This is a genomic window from Amycolatopsis sp. N2S4-7 (genome assembly GCF_058119595.1).
Genome location: NZ_CP172299.1, coordinates 7,737,178 through 7,753,482, shown reverse-complemented (window position 1 = coordinate 7,753,482; position 16,305 = coordinate 7,737,178). Strand labels below are relative to the sequence as shown.

The window sequence follows — 16,305 nt, the reverse complement described above, 5'->3', positions numbered from 1 at the left end:
ATCACGGCGGGCCGGCCTTGTACCCCACGCCGCGAACGGTCAACACCACCTCGGGGTGTTCCGGATCCTTCTCGACCTTCGAACGCAGCCGCTGGACGTGCACGTTCACCAGCCGCGTGTCGGCCGCGTGCCGGTAGCCCCACACCTGCTCGAGCAGCACCTCGCGGGTGAACACCTGGCGCGGCTTGCGGGCCAGCGCCACCAGCAGGTCGAACTCCAGCGGGGTCAGCGGGATGGCCTTGCCCTCGCGCGTGACCTCGTGGCCCGGCACGTCGATCGCCAGGTCGCCGATGGTGAGCGACTCCGCGGGTTCGGCCTCGGTGCGGCGCATCCGGGCCCGGACCCGCGCGACCAGCTCCTTCGGCTTGAACGGCTTGACGACGTAGTCGTCCGCGCCGGACTCCAGGCCGAGGACGATGTCGACGGTGTCGCTCTTGGCGGTGAGCATGACGATCGGCACCCCGGACTCGGCGCGGATCGCCTTGCAGACGTCGATCCCGTTCATCCCGGGCAGCATCAGGTCGAGCAGGACGAGGTCGGGTTTCAGCTCACGCAGCGCGGGCAGCGCGCGTGAGCCGTCGGCGACCACGGCCGTGTCGAACCCCTCCCCACGGAGCACGATGGTGAGCATCTCCGCGAGGGCGGGGGCGTCGTCGACCACGAGAACACGTGCCTTCATGTCCACATATTCGCACTAGTTCCGATGCCCGCACGCGCGACCCGCGTGTTTGACCACCAGAAAGATCAAGATCGCGACGGGTGCCTGCTCCATCCGGGTGCCGGTAACCGCCGCTGCGGACCCGCGTGACGAGCTCAGGGAACGGCCGGGACCGGCGCGTCGACGTGGACGACGCCGTCGGTGACGACCACGCGGTACGTGCGCACGGGAGCCTTGGCCGGCAGGCAGGCCGGCACGCCGGTGCGGAGGTCGAACCGCGCCGCGTGCAGCGGGCACTCGACGAAGCAGCCTTCGAGCCAGCCGTCGGCGAGCGAGGCGTCCTGGTGGGTGCAGGTGTCGTCGACGGCGAAGAAGCCGTCCTCGGTGTGGAACACCGCGATCGGGACGGGACCGTCCAGGCGGAGGGCTTCGCCTTCGGGCAGGTCGGCAACGGCGCAGGCGCGGATCATCGGGGCCTCCGGGCAACGACTGACGGGATATCGGGGTGGTGCGTGAAAGTTGCGCATTGCGCGACGCTGCGCTTCCTGCGCAACAATCCGGTTCGCCCGGCGGCGTCGTCAAGAGATTCGCCCACTCAGCCGATAGCAACGGGGCGAAACGGATACTGTTGCGCTATGCGGAACCAGGACTCGGGCAACGCAACACAGAGCCAGGTGCAGTCGGTCGACCGCGCGATCAGCGTGCTGGAGCTGCTCGCCCGCAACGGCGAAACCGGCATCACCGAAATCGCGGGCGAGCTGGGCGTCCACAAGTCGACGGCGTCGCGGCTGCTCAGCGTCCTGGAGTCCAGAGGGCTGGTCGAGCAGCTCGGCGAACGCGGGAAGTACGCGATCGGCTTCGGCATCGTCCGGCTGGCCGGCGCCGCGACGGGGCGCATGGACCTGGCGAAGCTCGGCCGCGCCAGCTGCCTGTCGCTCGCGGAGGAACTGGGCGAGACGGTGAACATCGCCATCGCCGACGACGGCGTCGCGATCAACATCAGCCAGGCCCGCGGCTCGGCGGCGATCACCACGCAGAACTGGACCGGCCAGCGCACGCCGCTGCACGCGACGTCCAGCGGCAAGATCCTGTTGGCGTACATGGGGGAAACCGAGCGCAAGCGGGTGCTGAAGCGGAAGCTGGAGCAGTACACGCCGCGCACGACGGTCGAGCCGGAAGAGCTGCTGACCGAGCTGGAGCGCGTCCTCGAAGACGGCTACGCGGCCTGTTACGAGGAGCTCGAACTCGGCATGCACGCGGTCGCCGTGCCGATCCGCGGCCCGGGCGGGGACGTCGTCGCCGCGATGAGCGCGTCGGGGCCGTCGTACCGCCTTTCGAAGCAGCGGGTGAAGCAGATCGTGCGCCCGATGACCGAAGCGGCGGACGAACTTTCCGCGCAGCTGGGCTACTTCCGGGACTAGGGGTACAGCCGGATCGCGATCAGGCGCGGCCCGGGTGTTGGTGACGCCGACGTCCTGACCGGTGCCCCGCGCCGGGCGGGCACTGGTTTTGCCGGAGCGCCAACGCCCGGGCAGAAGCGCGAAAACGAGCAGCAGCGGGGTAAAACCGCCCGGGTTCGTGGCTCCCGCCGACGGCAACGACCAGGGGTTCCGTGTCCGTTCCCCCTCTTCCAGAGACCACTAGGGGTACAGCCGGGCCATCGCGCGGATCGTCTCCGCGAGGTGCGCGACGAGCTCCGCGGGCGCCAGCACCTGCGCGTCCGCGCCGAGCCGCAGCAGGCCCGCGGCGGCGTGGGGGACGCTCTCCAACGGGATCGTCGCGCGTTGCCAGCCTTCGGCGTCCGCGGGTTCGAGGGTGCGCGTCGCGAGCCGCGCGGCCTTCGGGCCGAGGAGTTCGGGCAGGGCGGCGATTCCCGCGGGTGACAACCGGACGACAGCGGTGTCGGCCGCTTCGCTCTCCTCATAGCTTTCGACGTTCGCACGCCAGAATTCCGCCAGGTCGAAGCCGTCGGGCCGGGTGAAGTGCTCGTCGAGCGGGCGCAGTTCTTCGATGTTCGCGACGCGGTAGGTGCGCACGCGCGGCCCGGCGACGAGGTACCAGACGCCCGCCTTGAGGACCAGGCCGAGCGGGCGCAGCCGCCGCGTCACCACGCCGGGGCGGGGCGACCAGCGGCGGTACCGGACCTCGACGACCTGGTCCTGCCACAACGCCTCCGCGGCCGCGAGCAGCTGCGGCACCGGGTCCGCTTCGCGGTACCAGCCGGGCGCGTCGAGGTGGAACCGCTGCCGGATCCGCACCGACGCGTCCCGGTACGGCGTCGGCAGCGCCGCCATCAGCTTCAGCTCGGCGGCGGCCACCTGGGCGCCCAGGCCGAGCTCGGCGGCCGGCTGCGGCAGGCCGGTGAGGAACAGCGACCCGGCTTCACCGGCGGTCAGCCCGGTCAGCCGGGTCCGGTAGCCGTCCATCAGCTGGTAGCCGCCGTCCGGCCCCGTCTCGGCGTAGATCGGCACGCCCGCGGCGGCGAGCGCTTCGACGTCCCGGTACACGGTCCGCGCGGTCACGCCGAGCTCGGCCGCCAGCTTCGACGCGCTCATCCGGCCGCGGTTCTGCAGCAACAGCAACAGGGCCACCAGCCGGCTCGCGCGCACCCGGCGGAGTCTGCCAGCCACCACTGACAGAAGGTGTCAGTGGTGGCGCCCCAGGATCGGCGGCATGAACGACTTCGACTTCTTCATCGGCTCCTGGACCGTGACCAACCGGCGGCTCGGCGAGCCGTTCGCCGGCAGCGACGACTGGGACGTCTTCCCCGGCACGACGACCTGCTGGTCGCTCTTCGAGGGCGGCGGCAACGTGGACGAGATCGTCTTCCCGACCCTCGGCAGCCGCGGCTGCACCTTCCGCCTCTTCGACGTCGAGCGCGAGGAGTGGTCGCTGTACTGGGCCAACAGCCGGACCGGGGTGCTCCAGCCGCCGGTCGTCGGCACCTTCGCCGGCGGCCGTGGCGACTTCTACGGCGACGACACCCACGAAGGCGCGCCGATCAAGGTGCACTACGCGTGGACCGGCATCGAGACGGTCACGCCGCGCTGGGAGCAGGAGTTCTCCGCCGACGGCGGCAGGACCTGGGAAGCCAACTGGGTCATGGAGTTCGCCCGGGCCTGAGCGGGCACCTTTTCGGGCGCTTGACACCGCGTCTCGCATCACGCACGTTGTTGCCGAAGACGCAACTTCGTCGCCCGGAGGGAACGCATGGCAGCACGGCCCCGGGTGGTCGTCCTCGGCGCCGGCCTCGTCGGCTGCGCGCTCGCCGACGAGCTGACCGAGCGCGGCTGGACCGACGTCACCGTCCTCGGCGACGGCGACCCGGCCGACGTCCCGGGGCTGGTGTTCCGGACCGACGCGGACCGCACGCTGACGGAGTTCGCGAAGTACACCGTCGAGAAGTACGGGGGCCTCAACGGCGAGTGGTGCTTCAACCCGGTCGGCAGCCTCGAAGTCGCGACGACGCCGGAGCGGCTCGATGACCTGAAGCAGCGCCACGGCTGGGCGACGTCGTGGGGCGTGCGCGGCTACCTGCGCACGCCCCGCGAGTGCGCCGACCTGCACCCGCTCCTCGACGCGACCCGGGTGCTCGGCGGGCTCCACGTCCCCGGCGACGGTCTGCTCCACGCGCGCCGCGCGGCCGAAGCCCAGGCGCGGCGGGCGAAGGACCGGGGCGCCCGGTTCGTCGCCGAGGACGTCGTGGCGATCGACCGCTCGGGCGGGCGGGTGACCGGCGTCGTCACCGCGGCCGGGCGGTTGCGCGCCGACGTCGTCGTGTCGTGCGCCGATGCGGGGAAGCTGGTCGGCCTGAGCGTGCCGCGGGTGCCGCTGACCCACGAGTACACGACGACGTCACCCTTGCCGGAACTGGCCGGGCACAACGACGAACACGTGCAGGCGGGCAAGCCGGTGCTGCGTCACCTCGACACCGGGATGTACGTCCGCGAGCACGTCGACCGGCTCGGCGTCGGGGTCGCCGTGGCCGCCGACCTGGTGCCGGCGCTACGCGACGCCAAGGCGGCGACCACCACGACGGTCCTGCTCCCCGGCACCCCGGACGGGCTGCCGCTGCTCGGCGAGCACCCGGAGCTCGACGGTTTCTGGGTGGCCGAAGCCGTCCGGGCCGAACACTCCGCCGGAGTCGCGCGCGAGCTGGCGCGCTGGCTCGTCGACGGGCAGCCGACGCTGGCCCTGCACGGCTGCGACCTCGCCCGGTTCGCGCCGTCGGCCCGGTTCACCGCGGAACCCGTGCGGTCCAGCCCCTTCCACGAACGGCAAGCCGCACTGGGCGCGTCCTTCTCCCCGGACGGCGGCTGGGCGCGGCCGGAGTCGTACGGGACCGGCGAAACCGTGGCCGCCGAAGCGCGCGTGGCCCGCGAGCGCGTCGCGATGTTCGATCTGACTCCGGTGCCGCGCCTGGCGGTCACCGGCCCCGGCGCGCTGCCCTTCCTGCAGACCATGACGACCGGCGACCTGGCGAAGCCGCCGGGCACGGTGACCGAAACGCTGCTGCTCGGCGAGGACGGCGGGGTGCGCGGGTGCTTGGCCGTGGCGCGGCTCGGCGAGGACCGGTTCCACGTCGGCGCCGGCGGGCGCCTGGACTTCGACTGGCTGCGGCGGCACCTGCCCGGCGACGGCACCGCGCAGATCCACGAGACCACGCCCGGTACGTGCTGCGTCGGCCTGTGGGGGCCGCTGGCCCCCGAAGTCCTGCCGGAGTTGTCCACAACGGACTTCTCCGCCGAGGAAACCTTCGTCGGCGACGTCCCGGTCGTCGCGTTGCGACTGTCCACTGTAGGCGAACCCGGCTGGGAACTGCACACGACGGCGGACTTCGGCCGCCGCCTGTGGGACACGCTGCGGGAACTCGGCGTCGCCGTCGCCGGCCACCAGGCGTACACGTCGCTGCGGCGGGAAGCCGGGGTCCGCACCCCCGGCGTCGACTTCACCACCGAGCACGACCCGTACGAGGCCGGGCTCGGGCACGCCGTCCGGATGGACAAGGGCTACTTCCTGGGCCGCGACGCGCTGGCGGGACGCTCCGAGGCGACCGTGAGCCGCCGGTCCACCCGGCTGGTGACCGCGGAAGTGGTGCTGGGCAAGGAACCCGTGTACGTCGAAGGCCGCCCGGCCGGGTACGTCACCAGCGCCGGGTACGGCCACACCCGGGGCGAGGCTCTCGCCTGCGCCTGGCTTCCCGTGGAGTACAGCGGTTCCGGGACACCGGTGGAGATCGAGCACTTCGGCAGCCGCGTCCCGGGGAGGGTGGCGTGACGCACTACGACGTGATCGTGCTCGGCCTCGGCGGGATGGGCAGCGCCGCGGCGTACCGGCTGGCGCGGCGCGGGCAGCGGGTGCTCGGCATCGACCAGTTCGCGCCGGTGCACAACCGCGGGTCGAGCCACGGCGGATCGCGGATCACGCGCCAGGCCTACCTCGAAGGCCCGGAGTACGTGCCGCTCCTGCTGCGGGCCCACGAACTGTGGGACGGCCTCGAGCGCGACAGCGGACGGCGGCTGTTCACCCGCTGCGGCGGGATCATGGTCGGCACGGCGGATTCGCGCACGATCACCGGCAGCGTGGCCTCGGCTCGCGCCTTCGACATCCCGCACGAGCTGCTGGACGCCGGGGAAATCCGCCGCCGGTTCCCGACCATGACGCCGTCCGCGGACGAAGTCGCGCTGTACGAGCCGGGCGCCGGGCTGGTGTCGCCCGAGGGCAGCGTCGCCGCGCACCTGCAGCTCGCCGCGCGGTGCGGGGCCGAACTGCACCACGAGGAGAAGGTGTTCACCTGGAGCACCACGGCCGGCGGGGTGCGCGTCGGGACGTCGCACAACTACTACACGGCCGAGCGGCTGGTGCTGTGCCCCGGCGCGTGGGCCGCCGAGCTGCTGCGCGACCTCGGCGTCGCCTTCACCGTCCGGCGGCAGGTGCAGTACTGGTTCGCGCCGGCGGGCGGGATTTCGCCGTTCCTCCGGCATCCGGTGTACATCTGGGAAAGGCACGGCTACACGTTCTACGGCTTCCCGGCGCACAACGGGCCCGCGAACGGGGTGAAGGTCGCGTTCCACAGCGGCGGCCGCGTCTGCACCCCGGACGGCATCGACCGGACCGTGTCCGGCGAAGAGGTCCACGAGATCGCCGCGGCGGTGAAGCGGCACCTCCCGACGTTGCCCGGCGAGTTCCTCCGCGCGGCGACGTGCCTGTACACCGACACGGCCGACGAGAGTTTCGTCCTCGCGCCGCACCCGGCCGAGGAGCGGGTGGTGCTCGCCTGCGGGTTCTCCGGCCACGGCTTCAAGTTCGCCCCCGTGGTCGGCGAGATCGTCGCGGACCTGGTGGTCGACGGCGGGACGGCCCACCCGATCGACCGGTTCGACCCCGCGCGGCTACTGCCCTAGCAGCGACGTCGCCAGCGCTTCGAGGTCGACGCCCGCGACACCGTCGAGGACGTACCACGGCGCCAGCCAGCCCGACGCGGCCAGCTCGTCGTAGACCGCCGCGCAGCGCTGCTGCAGGGCGTCGTCGGTTTCGAAGGCGTCGCGCTCGCGGCCGGTCTCGGCCTCCGCGCGGCGTTCGGCGCGCTCAGCCGCCACCTCGGGCGCGACCCGCAGCAGCAGGTGCGCGTCCGGGCGGGGCAGGCCGAAGCGGCCGATCTCCAGCTCCCACACCCACTTCACGACTTCGCCGGCCGCGTCCTGCCGCAGGCGCGCGGCCGCGTAGGCGGCGTTGGAGGCGACGTAGCGGTCAAGCAGGACTACGTCGTGCGCGTCCCGCAGCGCGCGGATGTCGTCCGCGGCTCCGCTGCGGTCCAGCGCGTAGAGCACGGCCATGCCGTACACCGAGTCGGCGAGGTCGCCGTGCCCGCGGTGCAGCGCCTCCTGGACGAGGTCCGCGTGCACGCTCTCGCCGTAGCGCGGAAAAGCCAGCTTCGCCACGCTCGCGCCCTTGGCGCGCAGCGCCGCCGTCAGCCCGTCGGTGAGCGTGCGCTTGCCCGCGCCGTCGAGCCCTTCGATGACCACCAGTCGACCCACGGGCGTCACAGTACTGATCCGGCCAGCAGGCCGATCCCCCGCTCCGCACGCGACCGTCGCCGCGAAGTCATTCGGCCGTGACTGTGGTCGGATCAGTACCGATCGGCACAGTGACGGTGGTGGACCGGCGGGCTCGGTGGACGGGGATCGACGCCGAGCCCGCCGGTTCGTCTAGGCGGGGTTCCGCCGCAGGTGGAGCACGTAGCCGGCGCCGCTGACCGCCAGCACGCCGACGAGGATCAGCAGCGGCACCCAGCCGGTGTCGTGGCTGGACGGCGACGGGCCGCCGTCGCCGCGGGGCATCACCTCGGAGGTGGCGTCGTAGCCGCCGGCCTCGCCGTCGCGGGCGTAGGCCGAACCGGGGAGCTTGTCCGCGTAGCGGGCTCCGACGGTTCGCTGGTAGTCGGCGACGGTGACCGCCTTGTTCTCCGTCAGCGACTTCACCCGGCCGTCGCGGACCGCGTACCAGGCGTCGACCTGGGGTTCGTGCAGCAGCTGGGCACCCGGCGGCAGCTTCCGCGCGTACGCGCTCTCGACGTCACCCGAGGCGATGTTGCCGACCTGCCAGGCGCCGTCGGGGCCGCGGACCGACCAGAGCGTCGCGGTCCGCCCGTCGGAGGCCCGCGCGGGGACGGCGAAGTAGGCGAACTCACCCGGCGCCGCGCCCGGCTTGCCCGCGACGAAGTCCGGCGACAGGTCGTAGACGGCGTAGGCGTCCGGCTCGATGCGCACCGAGACCGGCGCCCCCGCCCCCGGCGCCTGGGCGAAGAAGCGGACCAGGACGTCCTGGAACCCGGCGGCCGCGCTCCGGGCCGCCACGGCGTCGGCGCTGCTGATGCCGGCGGCCTGGGCCGCGCCTGACACCGGTGCCGTCATCAGCAGCGCCGCGCCGGTCAGCACGGCGAGCACCAGCACCCGCCTGCTCATCGGGCGATCCCGGTGAGCGTGTGCGTCCAGGTGAAGGACGAGTTCTGCGTGTAGTACCCGTAGGTCGACCAGTTGTAGCGCTTGGCCGGCCCGGGGTCGCCCCAGTACACCCAGTCGCCGCTGGTGTCGTAGCCGTAGAGGACGTTCACGTGGCCGCCGCCCGAGCGCCAGCCGACGCGGGTCGCGACCGGCCGATCGGCCGCGGTCTGCGTCCGGATCGCGGCGTAGGAGATGGGCCGGTCCAGGTACCGGCCCGGCGAGCCGAAGCCGAGCCGGGCGAAGGCGCGCTGCGGGTCGGCGAGGGTGCCGGGCAGGTTCGCGCAGTCCTGGCCGGTCTCGGCCGTGTCGCTGTGAGCGAGGCGACAGAACTGCGTCTGGCTGACGCCGGCGCCGTGGTAGGCCGCGATCGTGTTGCCGGCGCCCACCCAGCACCACTGGTTCTTCTGCTGCTCCTGCATCGTGATCCGGTTGAGGTAGGTCGGCGGCACTCCGGGCGCGGCTCCGGCGGTGACCGGCGCGACCAGGCACAACATCAGGCTCACGGCCAGTACGGCGTGAACCCGGCTCGACTTCACCTGCACAGACGGCCTCCTGCGGAGGAGTGGGCGAACCAGCGGTGGTCACAACGGTGAACAACGCGGTCACCCGGAGCAAGAACGCCATCTGGATGAACGGACCGTTCCGGGTCATAGCCGGAACGCGGAACAGTCACCCTTACGTGGCCAACCACCCTGAACGGGGGTCGGCACGGCCACTCTACGCTGCTAACGTGAACGTTCCGCGGTGTTCACGCCCAGCGCACACACTGGTCGGGTGAAGGGACGAGCGGTGGCACAAGACGGGAACCTCCCACTGATCATCGATGGCGCCCGCACGACCCGGGCATCGGTCGCCGAGCTGCCGAAAGAGCTGACCGAGGCGCTCCGCACCGGCGAGTTCCACCACGCGCTGCGGCTGGCGATCGCCTACCGGGGGCTCTCGCTGGCACGCCTGCGCGCCCACCTCGCCCTGCGCGGGGTCCAAATCGGACAGTCCACGCTCAGTTACTGGCAACGCGGGCTGCGTCAGCCCGAGGTGCCGAAGGCGCTGCCGGCGGTCCGGGCCCTGGAATCGGTCCTCCAGCTGCCCGCCGACGCCCTGGTGGTGCTGATCGGGCCGCGACTGGTCCGGCGCGGCCACCAGCCGGCGGCGTCGTTCCACGACCTGCGTTCCGGTGACATGGGGTCGATCGTCGAGGACCTGCTGGCCGAGCTCGGCGCGTACCCGTCGTCGAACCACTACAACGCCGACCTCGAGCTGCTGTCGGTCCACGACACGATCACGTTCGACGCCGAGCACCGCCAGGTCAGCCTGCGCACGCGGCTGGTGACGCGCGCCCGCCGGCACGGCCCCGACCGGTACCTGACGGTGTACAACGGCGACCCGGGCTGCCGCATCGACGACGTCGAGCTCATCACCGACGAGGGCTGCCGGGTGGGCCGGATGCGCCGCAACCCGGACGCGGACACGATGGCGACCGAGCTGCTGTTCGACCGCAAGCTCGCCGAGGGCGACATCCACGTGTTCTGCTTCGAGGTCCGCGACGACTCGGGGTCGGCGTCGCCGGGGTACTACCGGATGCTGCGCGATCGGTGCGCGAGTTACCTGGTCCAGCTGAGGTTCGACCGCAACGCGCTGCCGGCCCGGTGTACGCGTCAGGTGCGGGCTCGGGACGACGCCCTGCCGGTGGTGGCGGAGGAGCTGGCGTGCGACATGGGCGGCGTGAGCAGCGCGTTCTTCAGCGACGCCGGGCCAGGGCTGGCCGGGGTCGCGGTGGAGTGGAACTGACCGCGGTGATGCCCCGCTGACCACGCGCGATGCCCGCCCAATCACGCGTGATGCCGCCCAATCACGCTCGATGCCCGCCCAATCACGCCTGATACCTGCCCGATCACGTAACTCGCGTTCTCAGAGGCGTGACTCGCGTGATGGGGGCCGGAACTCGCGTGATTGGGGGCGTCACTCGTGTGATTGGCGGGGCATCTCGCGTGATTGGTGGAGCATCTCGTGTGATTGGGCGGGCATCTCTCCGCTAGTGGCCGCGGTGTTTGGCTCGGGACTTCGCCCGGGCCAGGGCTCGGCGACGGGTCGCCTCGGCGGCCGCGCGGCGTTTGCGGGCCGCCTTGTTCTCTGCCGCTCGCTCGGTGACCGCGTCGCGCAACGCGCGCTGGGCCGCCGTTCCGATGCCCACCTCGTCGTGGACCTTCTTCGCGAGCCGCTTGCGGTGCGGCTCGGCCGGGACCGGCGGGGCTTTGCGCGCCTCGTCGGCGAGACGCACGAAGTCGCGGCCGGCCGCGAAGGCCGCCAGTTCCGCGTTGTTCGGCTCGGCGCCGAAGATGTGGCGGGCGGCCCGGACCAGGCCGTCTTCGTGGATCTCGTAGACGCCGACCCAGAACCGGCCGTCGTGGTACAGCGTGAACACCCCGCTCATCGGGAAACCTCCAGGCGTGACGGATCAGCCTGGCGTCACCGGTTTCCCCGTGTAGGGAGTCAACGAGTCCTTCAGGACCGCCCGGACTACCTACCGGGCCGTGAGGTTCGTGAAGCCAAGAAACGCCGGTGAGTCTACGCGGGAGGGCCGCCGATGCCGAGCTCGTTTCCCTCGGGGTCGCGGTAGATGATCTTGCGCACACCGTTGCCGTAGGTCTCGCGATCGGCGGGTTCGATGCCCCGCGCGGAGATGCCCGCGACGCGCTCGTCGAGGTCGTCGACGAACAGGGTGTGGAAGGCGTGCCCCGCCCGGTCGGGCCGCGACTCGACGACGATCGAGCCGTGTCCGGTGACCTCCCACAGCGCCTCGGTGTCACTGACCACGTACGTCGGCGGCGAGCCGAAGAGCTTTTCGTACCAGGCCAGGGCACCGGCGTAGTCGCGGACGGCAATGCCGGCGAAGAGATCGGTCACAGCACCTCGAACCCGTTGGCCTTGGCCGCGTCGGCTTGGCGCTCGTCACGGGTGACGAAGGTGACCGGCTCGCCACCGGTGAGTTCGGCCGTGGAGTGCATCGCGACCGCGATGTGGATCGCGTCGAGGGTGCGCACCGGGTAGTTCTCGGTGACCAGCCGCCGGGCGGCGGGAATGACCCGGCTCGGGTCGAACGGGATGAGCACCAGGTCCCCGTCCGGGGAGGCGAGGTGATCGAAGTGCGCCAGCACGGCCCCGGGATCGGGAATCCGGCCGGTCCGCTTGGCGGCCGTCATGGCACCGGCGAACTCGATGCGGGTGAAGTCGCTGCTCACCACCGGAGCATCACCCTCGAGGAGCAGCTTGCGGAACTTGTCGTGCTCCGGCTCGTCCCGCAGGTAGGCCGTGACCAGTGCACTGGTGTCGACGTACAGCACGGTCACCACTCCCCTCGGGTCCAGTCGAGCGCTTCGCTCACTGCCGTACCCCAACCCCGGGTCAGCTCTTCGAGCTCGTCCAGGGTCGGCACGCGAGCCGGTGGCTCCACGTGCACGACCTTGCCTTCGGCGATCAGCCGCCGCTTCCATTCCGCGCGTGTTTCGGTCTTCGCCACAATGCCCCTCAACGCTTCCGTGACCAGGTCGTTCATGCTGCGCCCCTCAGCTTCGGCTCGTGCCTTCAGCCGGGCGTGCAGCTCGTCGTCGATCCTCGTGATCAACTGTTTCACGACTCCATGATAACACGTCACCCATTCGTGCTATCACTGTCGCAAGCGCGAAACAAAAGGGCCGCCCCGACACTGTCGGGGCGGCCCTCACCTGCAGAAACTCAGTACCGGTAGTGCTCCGGCTTGAACGGGCCTTCGACGTCGACGTCGATGTACTCGGCCTGCTCCTTGGTCAGCTTGGTCAGCTCGCCACCCAAGGCGTCGAGGTGGATCTTCGCGACCTTCTCGTCGAGCTTCTTCGGGAGGCGGAAGACCTCGTTGTCGTACTCCTCGTGCTTGGTGAACAGCTCGATCTGCGCGATCACCTGGTTGGAGAAGCTGTTCGACATCACGAACGACGGGTGCCCGGTCGCGTTGCCCAGGTTGAGCAGCCGGCCCTCGGACAGCACGATGATCGTGTTGCCGTTCGGGAAGACCCACTCGTCGACCTGCGGCTTGATGTTCACGCGGCGGATGCCCGGGTAGCGCGCGAGGCCGGCCATGTCGAGCTCGTTGTCGAAGTGGCCGATGTTGCCGAGGATCGCCTGGTGCTTCATCTTCGCCATGTGCTCCACCAGCACGACGTCCTTGTTGCCGGTGGTGGTGATGATGATGTCGGCCTCGGGCAGCACGCTCTCGAGCTTGCGGACCGCGTAGCCGTCCATCGCCGCCTGCAGCGCGCAGATCGGGTCGATCTCGGTGACGATGACGCGCGCGCCCTGGCCGCGCAGCGACTCCGCCGCGCCCTTGCCGACGTCGCCGTAGCCACAGACGACCGCGACCTTGCCGCCGATCAGGACGTCGGTGCCGCGGTTGATGCCGTCGATCAGCGAGTGGCGGATGCCGTAGCGGTTGTCGAACTTCGACTTCGTCACCGCGTCGTTGACGTTGATCGCCGGGAACAGCAGTTCGCCCGCCGCCGCCAGCTGGTAGAGGCGCAGGACGCCGGTCGTGGTCTCCTCGGTGACGCCGCGGATGCCCTCGCCGATCTTGGTCCACTTGCCGGTGTCGGCCGCCACCGAGGTGCGCAGCAGCTCGAGGAACACGCGGAACTCGTCCGAGGTGTTCTCGTCCGGGGTCGGGACGACGCCGGACTTCTCGTACTCGGTGCCCTTGTGCACCAGCATGGTGGCGTCACCGCCGTCGTCGAGGATCATGTTGGGACCTTCGCCGTCCCAGGTGAGCATCCGCTCGGTGCACCACCAGTACTCCTCGAGCGACTCGCCCTTCCACGCGAAGACCGGGACACCCTTGGGCTCCTCGGCCGTGCCGTGCGGGCCGACGACGACCGCGGCCGCCGCGTGGTCCTGCGTCGAGAAGATGTTGCAGGAGGCCCAGCGCACCTCCGCGCCCAGGGCGACCAGGGTCTCGATCAGCACGGCGGTCTGCACGGTCATGTGCAGCGAGCCCGAGACGCGCGCCCCGCGGAGCGGGTAGACCTCCGCGTATTCGCGCCGCAGGGCCATCAATCCCGGCATCTCGTGCTCGGCGAGGCGGATCTCCTTGCGGCCGAATTCGGCGGCATCGAGGTCGGCGACGGCGAATTCGATGCCGTTGCGGGTCTCGTGCCGCTTGGCAACGCTTTCGGGGGTCATAGTGGCGATTCCTCCAAGACTCGATGACACCGGAACACTACCGTTGTCCGCTCGACAGTCCCTAGATTGGTTAGGAGACCCTTACCGTGCCCATGCCCGGCTCGGACACCCGCGTCGTCGAAATCCGCGTCGCCGGGCTCGTGGGCACCAGCGGCGAGACGCTGCTCGACGCCGTTTCGACCGTCGACGTCGCCGGCGACGGGCTGGGCCGCGTGATCCGCCCGGCGGACCGGCTGCGCCGCCCGGCGCCCGGACCGGTGCTGCCGGCACTGGGCCGGTCGATCCCACGCACCCTCGAAGGCTACCTGTGGCACGGCATGACGTCAGGGGGTGCCGCGAAAGCCACCTGGGCGCTGCTGTTCCCGTTCTCCCTGGCCAACGTCGCGTTCTGGATGCTGCCGCCGGCGCCGCCGGGCCGGAAGCTCGCGCGCGTCCTCGGCTCGGTGTGCCGCGGGCTGCTGCGCGTCGGCGCCCTGCTGCTGACCATGCTGCTGATGGGCCAGCTCGCGGCGATCGCGCTCGACCTCTTCGCCGCGCAGTGCCTCGCCCCGGCGTCGGGGTGCCTGCCGGTGATCCCCGACGTGCTCCGCTCGGTCCCCGCGCGGATCTCGGTCGGCGTGCTGCCGCTGCTGCTCGTGATCTTCGTGCTGCACCGGATCTCCTCGGCGACGTGGGCGGTGCACGCCGACGGCGACCTGACCGAGGGGCCGCTGCGGATGCGCGCCGACCCGGAAACGCCGGCGTTGCGCTGCCTGCACACCGTCGCGGCGCTGGCGTCGGTCGCGCTGCTGCTGCTCGGCGGCCCGTTCCGCGCGCCGGGTGACCTCTTCGACCTGGTCGTCTGGATCGCGACGCTGGCGCTGGTGCTCGCCACGGTCGTCGCCGCCGCGATCGGCGTCGACACGGGCCGGTTCGCCCGGCCCGGCGTGATCGCGTTCGCCGGGCTGCTGGTCGTCGTGGCCGCGGTGCGGCTGCGCCCGGGCCCGGGTCCGCTGCCGGGCACGAACGGCGTCGTCGAAGGGCTCGGCGCGGCCCTGGTCGTCGTCACGGTGCTGTTCGCGCTGTTCCTGGCCCCGGCCGCGCTGCTCGCCCGGCCCGGCTGGCAGCACAAGCCGCAGCGGCTGCGGCCGTGGGCGGGCGGCTGGGCGGCCGCGCCCGTGCTCGCGCTGGCCGGCCTGCTCGGCGGCGGGTTCGGCGCCGGCCTCGCCGAAGCCGTCCGACGCCTTTCCGGGGCGGAGTTCCTGCGCCTCCCCGACACGTACCTGCTGGTCACCGTGCTGTGGGGCGCCGGGCTGGCGCTGGCCGCGGTGCTCGGCGTGCTGGGTTTCGCGGTCGCCGTCCCGCTGCGGCGGCTGCGGCGGGGCATCCCGGAGATCGTCGAGCTGATGGAGCACGACGAGCGGCAGGAGGCGCAGGCCGCGGCCGCGTGGGCGCGGTCGGCCTGGGAACGGCGGCACCTGCACCACCTGGCCCTGACGGTCGCCTCGGCGATGTCCGCCGGCGGCGCGGCGCTGCTGGTGCTGCGCTTCGGGTTCGGGCTGGTCCCCGGCTGGTTCGGGCCGCTGTCCGCGATCGGCGTGTTCGCGCTCGGCGCGTTCGCCGCCGGCCTGCTGCGCGTCGTCTACACGGCCGCGCGCACGCCGCAGCGCAGCCGGCACCTCGGCGCGCTGGCCGACCTGGTCTGCTTCTGGCCGCGCGCCGCGCACCCGACCGTCCCGCCCTGCTACGCGCTGAAGGTCGTTCCGGAACTGGCCGCGCGGGCGCGCGAGCACCTCGCCGAACCGGGGACGCGGGTGGTGCTCTCCGGCTACAACCTCGGCAGCCTGCTCACGATCATGGCCGCCGCCCGCTTGGCGGCCGAGCTGCCGAAGGCGGACCTCGAGCGCGTCGGCGTGCTCACCGCCGGTTCGCCCCTGCAGTGGGGTTACCAGCGCGCCTTCCCGGCGCTGCTTCCGCAGGAGGCCCTGGAGCGGCTCTTCGGCGACCTGGGCGGCCGGTGGCGCGCCCTGTGCCGCGGCACCGACATCTTCGGCGGCGGCGTGACGACCTGGCGGCACTCGGTCGCCGAGCGACGGCTGCACGGCGTCGGGTTCCTGCCCGACGGCGGCTGCGGCCCGGTGTCGGCGACGGCCGACCGGAACGGCGTCCTCATCCTCGGCGGCGACCACTGGCTGCCGGACCCGCTGCGCGGCCCGACCGGGCGGCACCGCTGGGCGCCGGGGGTGCTCAAGCACCAGGACTACGTGGTCGACGCGGAATGGGACCACGCCGTCGCGATGGCCGCCGGCCTCGGCAAGCCGTCGTGGGGCGAGCAGGGTTCGCTCTTCGGGGACTTTCCGCCGAAGCCGTGACCACGGCGTGCGGGGCGCGGGGAGGAAGGGAGATCTCGTCGAGTCCCGGCGGTGACGCGCCCTCGCCCTCGAGGCGACCCACGGCATC

The 16,305-nt window shown here is 71.9% G+C and carries 17 protein-coding genes; 6 read left to right on the top strand and 11 right to left on the bottom strand.

Annotation, left to right across the window (positions count from 1 at the left end):
* Nucleotide 1: 1 nt before the first annotated feature.
* Nucleotides 2-679, bottom strand: a complete 678-nt coding sequence (mtrA, locus tag ACH54P_RS36795) for an MtrAB system response regulator MtrA (protein ID WP_489907895.1) — start codon at nucleotides 677-679, stop codon at nucleotides 2-4.
* Between the two features lie 134 nt (nucleotides 680-813).
* Nucleotides 814-1,128: a bifunctional 3-phenylpropionate/cinnamic acid dioxygenase ferredoxin subunit gene (locus tag ACH54P_RS36790; protein ID WP_489907894.1), complete on the bottom strand. Its 315-nt coding sequence runs from the start codon at nucleotides 1,126-1,128 to the stop codon at nucleotides 814-816.
* 165 nt (nucleotides 1,129-1,293) lie between these two features.
* Here ACH54P_RS36790 and ACH54P_RS36785 point away from each other — a divergent pair, with 165 nt between their 5' ends.
* Nucleotides 1,294-2,079 (top strand): IclR family transcriptional regulator, encoded by a 786-nt coding sequence (locus tag ACH54P_RS36785; protein WP_489907893.1) that lies wholly within the window; start codon nucleotides 1,294-1,296, stop codon nucleotides 2,077-2,079.
* 219 nt (nucleotides 2,080-2,298) lie between these two features.
* Here the strand turns inward: ACH54P_RS36785 and ACH54P_RS36780 are convergent, their stop codons facing one another.
* Nucleotides 2,299-3,267 (bottom strand): helix-turn-helix transcriptional regulator, encoded by a 969-nt coding sequence (locus ACH54P_RS36780; RefSeq protein WP_489907892.1) that lies wholly within the window; start codon nucleotides 3,265-3,267, stop codon nucleotides 2,299-2,301.
* 64 nt (nucleotides 3,268-3,331) lie between these two features.
* On the opposite strand from ACH54P_RS36780, the gene ACH54P_RS36775 reads away from it, so the two are divergent.
* The 3 genes from ACH54P_RS36775 (at nucleotide 3,332) to solA (ending at nucleotide 7,062) form a co-directional block, all read left to right on the top strand.
* Nucleotides 3,332-3,781: a hypothetical protein gene (locus tag ACH54P_RS36775; RefSeq protein WP_489907891.1), complete on the top strand. Its 450-nt coding sequence runs from the start codon at nucleotides 3,332-3,334 to the stop codon at nucleotides 3,779-3,781.
* 87 nt (nucleotides 3,782-3,868) lie between these two features.
* Complete coding sequence (locus ACH54P_RS36770; protein WP_489907890.1) at nucleotides 3,869-5,935, top strand: FAD-dependent oxidoreductase; 2,067 nt, start codon at nucleotides 3,869-3,871, stop codon at nucleotides 5,933-5,935.
* Nucleotides 5,932-7,062 (top strand): N-methyl-L-tryptophan oxidase, encoded by a 1,131-nt coding sequence (gene solA, locus ACH54P_RS36765; protein ID WP_489907889.1) that lies wholly within the window; start codon nucleotides 5,932-5,934, stop codon nucleotides 7,060-7,062. Before ACH54P_RS36770 ends, solA begins: the two co-directional genes overlap by 4 nt.
* Here solA and ACH54P_RS36760 read toward each other — a convergent pair.
* From ACH54P_RS36760 to ACH54P_RS36750, 3 genes are all read right to left on the bottom strand, one after another.
* Nucleotides 7,051-7,683, bottom strand: coding sequence for a dTMP kinase (locus ACH54P_RS36760; protein ID WP_489916848.1), 633 nt, complete (start codon nucleotides 7,681-7,683; stop codon nucleotides 7,051-7,053). The two genes, solA and ACH54P_RS36760, sit on opposite strands and share 12 nt — an antisense overlap.
* Nucleotides 7,684-7,866: 183 nt before the next feature.
* On the bottom strand, nucleotides 7,867-8,622 hold the full coding sequence (locus ACH54P_RS36755) for a hypothetical protein (protein ID WP_489907888.1): 756 nt from the start codon (nucleotides 8,620-8,622) through the stop codon (nucleotides 7,867-7,869).
* Complete coding sequence (locus tag ACH54P_RS36750; protein WP_489907887.1) at nucleotides 8,619-9,203, bottom strand: papain-like cysteine protease family protein; 585 nt, start codon at nucleotides 9,201-9,203, stop codon at nucleotides 8,619-8,621. Before ACH54P_RS36750 ends, ACH54P_RS36755 begins: the two co-directional genes overlap by 4 nt.
* A 247-nt stretch (nucleotides 9,204-9,450) precedes the next feature.
* On the opposite strand from ACH54P_RS36750, the gene ACH54P_RS36745 reads away from it, so the two are divergent.
* Nucleotides 9,451-10,449, top strand: coding sequence for a hypothetical protein (locus ACH54P_RS36745; RefSeq protein WP_003085563.1), 999 nt, complete (start codon nucleotides 9,451-9,453; stop codon nucleotides 10,447-10,449).
* Between the two features lie 244 nt (nucleotides 10,450-10,693).
* Here the strand turns inward: ACH54P_RS36745 and ACH54P_RS36740 are convergent, their stop codons facing one another.
* The 5 genes from ACH54P_RS36740 to ahcY all read right to left on the bottom strand — a co-directional run bounded on the left by ACH54P_RS36740 (nucleotide 10,694) and on the right by ahcY (nucleotide 13,866).
* The gene (locus ACH54P_RS36740) at nucleotides 10,694-11,092 is read right to left on the bottom strand and encodes a YjdF family protein (RefSeq protein ID WP_489907886.1); all 399 of its coding nucleotides are present in this window, start codon (nucleotides 11,090-11,092) and stop codon (nucleotides 10,694-10,696) included.
* Between the two features lie 134 nt (nucleotides 11,093-11,226).
* Nucleotides 11,227-11,565 (bottom strand): VOC family protein, encoded by a 339-nt coding sequence (locus ACH54P_RS36735; protein WP_489907885.1) that lies wholly within the window; start codon nucleotides 11,563-11,565, stop codon nucleotides 11,227-11,229.
* Nucleotides 11,562-12,011, bottom strand: coding sequence for a type II toxin-antitoxin system VapC family toxin (locus ACH54P_RS36730; RefSeq protein ID WP_489907884.1), 450 nt, complete (start codon nucleotides 12,009-12,011; stop codon nucleotides 11,562-11,564). The genes ACH54P_RS36735 and ACH54P_RS36730 overlap by 4 nt, the downstream gene beginning before the upstream one ends.
* Nucleotides 12,005-12,292, bottom strand: coding sequence for a FitA-like ribbon-helix-helix domain-containing protein (locus ACH54P_RS36725; RefSeq protein ID WP_489907883.1), 288 nt, complete (start codon nucleotides 12,290-12,292; stop codon nucleotides 12,005-12,007). Before ACH54P_RS36725 ends, ACH54P_RS36730 begins: the two co-directional genes overlap by 7 nt.
* Before the next feature lie 101 nt (nucleotides 12,293-12,393).
* Nucleotides 12,394-13,866, bottom strand: a complete 1,473-nt coding sequence (gene ahcY / locus ACH54P_RS36720; RefSeq protein WP_489907882.1) for an adenosylhomocysteinase — start codon at nucleotides 13,864-13,866, stop codon at nucleotides 12,394-12,396.
* A 92-nt stretch (nucleotides 13,867-13,958) separates the two neighbouring features.
* On the opposite strand from ahcY, the gene ACH54P_RS36715 reads away from it, so the two are divergent.
* The gene (locus tag ACH54P_RS36715; RefSeq protein WP_489907881.1) at nucleotides 13,959-16,217 is read left to right on the top strand and encodes a hypothetical protein; all 2,259 of its coding nucleotides are present in this window, start codon (nucleotides 13,959-13,961) and stop codon (nucleotides 16,215-16,217) included.
* Nucleotides 16,218-16,305: the final 88 nt, after the last annotated feature.